Genomic DNA, 4786 nt, shown 5'->3' on the forward strand with positions numbered 1-4786 from the left:
TTGCGACCGGAGGAATTGTTGAAACGAGCGATTTCGATCATTGTGACGCTGGCCCTGCTGGCCTGGCTCGCCAGCGACTCGCGCTGGCGCATGGTCGGCGACGCCTTTGCCCGCATCACGCCCGGCACCTTCGCCGTGGCGACGATCGCGTTCTTCGCCACCTATGTCTTGCGTGCGCTGCGCGTCTGCGACGAGTTCCGCGACGAGGTGCATGGCCGCTTCGGCGCCTGCCTGCGCGTCATTCTGATCCACAATGCGATGATCAACGTCGTGCCCTTTCGCGGCGGCGAGACGGCCTTTCCCCTGCTCCTGCGCCAGGTCTTCGGCATACCGATCATGCGCGCCAGCGCCTCACTGCTGTGGTTCAGACTGCAGGACGCTTTCGTCGTCGGCGTGCTCGCCCTGGCGGTGTGGCCGGGCCTGCATCCGGCGATTAGGATTGCGGGCGGGGCCGTCTTGATCGTCGCCGCCTGGTACCTGCCGCGCTGGGCGCGTGCACCGCATGACTGGGCCGGCCGCGGCAAGATCGTGGCGAAGCTCGGCAAGCTCCGAGATGTGTTCACCGAAGCAACCGGACGCTCGCGCTATGGCTGGTGGTGGACGATCGCGAACTGGTCGCTGAAGCTCACTGTGCAGGGATGGTTGTTGGCAATGCTGCTGGGGACATCCTTTTCGACCGCCTTTCCAGGCGTCGTTGGGGCCGAAGGAGCCGCCATACTGCCGGTGCAAGGCGTCGCCGGCTTCGGCACCTATGAAGCGGGAGCAGCGGCGGCGCTGCTCACCTCCGGAATCACGATGAAGAATGGCTTGCAGGCGGCGCTGGCGCTGCACCTGTTCATCTTCTGCTCGGCAATCGCCACGGGTGCGATCGCCTGGCTGTTTCCCTCGAAATCGACGCTGCCGGGAAATCCGGCTGTCGGACCTGCAAGGAAGCCATCCCAATGAACGTATTGCCCATCCCTGCTTCGGGACTGCCTGACGGCGCGGTAATGCCGAACCATACGCTGTCCATCGTCGTCCCCATGTACAACGAGGCCGAAAACGTCGAGCCGCTGCTGGCACGGATCCACCAGGCGATGGAACGCTACGACCAGCCCTGGGAGGTCGTGCTGGTCGATGACGGCAGCACCGACGCGACGGTGAGCGAGATCAGGCGCCTTGCAGCGCATTACGGCTCGCATGTGCATGCGGTCGAACTGGTGCGCAACTACAAGCAGACCGCCGCGATGCAGGCCGGCATCGACGCGGCGCGCGGCGACGTCATCGCCACGATCGACGGCGACCTGCAAAATGATCCCTACGACATCCCCCGCATGGTCTATCGCCTGCTGAGCGAGGATCTCGACCTGGTGGTCGGCTGGCGTAAGGACCGCCAGGAAGGTTTTTTCATGCGCAGGCTGCCCTCGCGCATCGCCAACGCGCTGATCGCGCGCGTCACCGGCGTGCGCCTCAAGGATTATGGCTGCAGCCTCAAGGTCTATCGCGGCAACGTCATCCGCAGCGTCAAGCTCTATGGCGAGATGCACCGCTTCATCCCGGCATGGCTGGCCACGGTGACGACCCCCAGACGCATCGCGCAGGAGGTGGTGACGCACCATGCCCGCATCCACGGCCAGTCCAAATACGGCATTTCGCGCACCTTCAGGGTCGTGCTCGATCTGGTGTTCATGTACTTCTTCATGCGCTATCGCACACGGCCGGGACATTTCTTCGGCGGCATCGGCATCGTGCTTGGCGCGCTGGGTTCGCTGATCCTTGCCTACCTGCTTTGCCTGAAGCTGTTTTTCGCCGAAGACATCGGAACACGCCCGATGCTGTTCACCGGCTTCTTCATGCTCATCGCCGGGGTGCAGATGGTGACGTCGGGCGTGCTGGCGGAAATGCTGGCACGCGTCTATCACGAGGCGAACGGAGCATCGGCCTATGTCGCGCGGCCACGGCCGCCGGGCGGCGACAATGACGGCTGGCACGCCCCGGGCCGAGCATCGTGACCTGATCGGAATGCCACGGAGGTCCGCGCCTAACGAACGCATGGCGGTTGGAGGGCAAGAGGCAAAGCGCAACGTCTGCGCAAACCTCCCGCCCTCCACTCGCGCCCCCCGGCAAAGACCCGGCAGCAGTCAAATCGGCCGCGCTTCAGGTCTGATGGCTTAGTAACGCGAACGGCAGCTGGCGCGCTGGCCGAAACCGCTCGGACCACATATCCAGGGCGAATGACCCAGGAGCGGGCCGCCATTGCCCAGACTGTAGGAGACCTTCACCGTCGCCGGCCTGCCGACCCGCTGCGGCCGCACGAAGGCCGCATAGGCCTCCTCCCTCGTACGCGTCACGTTGGTCATCTTGGTGAGCGGTTTGCGGTTGATCAGATGCAGCCGCTTGTCCTTGGCGTAGTGCACCCTCTGGCCAAGCGAATGAACCACGGGCTTGGTGCCGATCGAGCTCGTCTTGGTGGCATCCATGCTTTGGCAACCGGACATCATCGAGATCAATGCAACCGCGGCAAATGCACAGGCATGTTTCTTGCCGAGCCTTGCCCCTCTTTCCATTATTTTGTTCATCGCTATCCCTGCCATGAAATACAAGTCGCTGGAGCGCGGAGATATATTGCTCTTATTTGCTTTCCGCACCACGCGAGTGACCCATCGCCACTCACATCATGGGCTGTATATTAGGGGAGACTTATTAAATATCATGCAAACGATATGATGAGCGCGGTCTTTCGGCACTCGACCGGATATTATTAAAATTTGACCTTTTGGGCTCGTGCCTGGTCCTGCCACAGCTTGCCGGCCGGCTATCAAGGCAAATGCGGTTCAGGGGAGTTGTTTGCGCACGGACGCCTGTCGGCGTCAGCGTGGCGGATTCCAGGCGGGGTCAAGATGGAATGTGCGGGTTCCGCTCCCGCCGCGCCCGGCTCCGGAAACCGGGTAGGCCACGCTGACGATGCGCATACCGCCTGCCCCCTGCTGGAGCCCATATATGCCTTCCAGGCCGCGGTCACAGAACGCGGCGCCCGGGACGAAGAGCGCAACGCCAGCGAGCGAGGCCTGCAAGGTGAGTTTCGCGGCATTGCAACGCAACGAAATTTTGTTCTCCACGAGGTGCCTGGTGATGATCACGACCACAAGCAATCCGTAGACGAACGCATTGAAGGCAGCGAACCAGTAGAAGCCGGTGGCGTCCGAGGCGCGGTCTACAAGAAGGACCGGCAGCGAAGCTCCCATTGCAAGCACCACATAGGGAACAATAACGCGGGCAGGCAGCAGGTTTTTCGGGCCGCTGCCCTTGGGGGTAACGCGAAAATCGACGAACGACTTGGTCAGATAATCGCGGATCGACGACAGCGTGCCCGCCAGCACCCACGGCCAACGAGCGAAGAATGAGAACAACATTCCCTCCCAACTGATCGTCTTGGCGGTCAGTGGGCGCGACAGCCCGAAGGACTTCAACAGCATCACCAGCACAATCAGCGAAATCGAGTTCGGCGCATAGTATAGAAGGAAGTCAATATACGTCACATTGGCGAAATTCTGACCCGTAATAAGTGCGTATATCGGCATGATGTACATGAGAAGCGAAAATACGGCGAAAAGCGGATACCAGAGCTGGCGGAACAGGAACTGGAATTTCAGCCGTGGCGATACCTTGGAAAGGTATATGGGCGAGTATTCGAGCATGATCGTCATCAGGCTCCGCGACCACTGGAACTCTTGCGTGACAAGATCGGCAAAGGTTTGCGGGCCGTCGCCATGGGCAATGGCGTCTATGGCATGCACACCGCGCCAACCAGCCGCAATGAACAGCATGGACGTCGAGTGATCTTCGGCCAGTTCCGGGCCAAGGCCGCCGACCTGCTTGAGCGCTGCGGTTCTCACGGCATAGTGCGAGCCGATGCAGAGCGGCGTTCCGTCGCCCGTGTGGCCGGACTGCAAAGGTCCGTGGAACATCCCTTCCGGGAACAGCCGGCCGCGTGCCGACCAGCTTTCAGCGGCATTGTTGTCGCATATGCTCGGCGCCGATACATAGCCAACCGCCGGGTCGGCAAAGGCAACCAGGATTTCCCTGAGATAGGTTGGTGTCGGGACGTGGTCCGCGTCCATCTGAGCGACGAAGTGATAGCGTTCATAACCATAGTGGTCGTAGAAGAAGGCCAGGTTTCCCTCTTTGCAGCGCGTCCGGCGGGGCCACACCTTGCGGTGATAATCTTCCCGCCCGCGCCGCGTCGAAATCATGACGTTATGGGCATCGCACCAGGCAATCGTTTCCTCGGACGGGTCCTCGTCGGCCAGCCAGGTATCATGCGGACAGTCCTGCGCCAGCATTGCCTCGAGGGTTCGCGCAACCACGGAAAACGGCTCTGACGGAGCCTTGGTCACCACCATCGCGACACGCGAATGCTTCGGGATCGTGTGAAGCCTGGACGGCTTTTTCATCGCATGCACGTTCAAGAGAAAATACATCGGCATGAATGTCAGCCATACGAGCGTCAATGTCGCCAGCATGTATGGGATAACGTGTTCGATGTGCCCGGGCTGCAGCCACCAGAACCAGAAAAATCCGAACGTTACCGACCAGCAGGCAAGTCCTAGCTTCCAGATCCGCTTCTGGGCGGCCGACAGCACGGGCACCAGAAAAGGAGGCTTCTCCGCCGCCTTGCCCGGAGCTGCCCCACGCCCCCGTTTCGGCATGGTCTTACTGCCGATGATCCCCACGTCCGCGGAAACACTCATACACTTTACTGCCGCCACCCGAGCATCAGCCAAACGACGGCCGATGAGCCTAACCC

4 protein-coding genes are annotated in these 4786 nt (G+C 61.4%); 2 read left to right on the forward strand and 2 right to left on the reverse strand.

All coding sequences use genetic code 11. The annotated features are described in order from the left end of the window. Positions 1–945: lysylphosphatidylglycerol synthase transmembrane domain-containing protein (locus tag EN969_RS17360; RefSeq protein ID WP_245467455.1), on the forward strand; the 945-nt coding region annotated here is incomplete at its 5' end. 44 nt (positions 946–989) lie between these two features. Continuing rightward, on the forward strand, positions 990–1991 hold the full coding sequence (locus EN969_RS17365) for a glycosyltransferase family 2 protein (protein ID WP_244514345.1): 1002 nt from the start codon (positions 990–992) through the stop codon (positions 1989–1991). 159 nt (positions 1992–2150) lie between these two features. Here EN969_RS17365 and EN969_RS17370 read toward each other — a convergent pair whose 3' ends face one another. Both EN969_RS17370 and EN969_RS17375 read right to left on the reverse strand, forming a co-directional pair. Beyond that, complete coding sequence (locus EN969_RS17370; RefSeq protein WP_013532500.1) at positions 2151–2558, reverse strand: hypothetical protein; 408 nt, start codon at positions 2556–2558, stop codon at positions 2151–2153. Between the two features lie 291 nt (positions 2559–2849). Further along, positions 2850–4730: a cellulose synthase catalytic subunit gene (locus tag EN969_RS17375; RefSeq protein ID WP_013532501.1), complete on the reverse strand. Its 1881-nt coding sequence runs from the start codon at positions 4728–4730 to the stop codon at positions 2850–2852. Between the last annotated feature and the right edge of the window lie 56 nt (positions 4731–4786).

Source organism: Mesorhizobium sp. M7A.F.Ca.CA.003.01.2.1, assembly GCF_003998945.1.
Lineage (GTDB): Bacteria > Pseudomonadota > Alphaproteobacteria > Rhizobiales > Rhizobiaceae > Mesorhizobium > Mesorhizobium ciceri.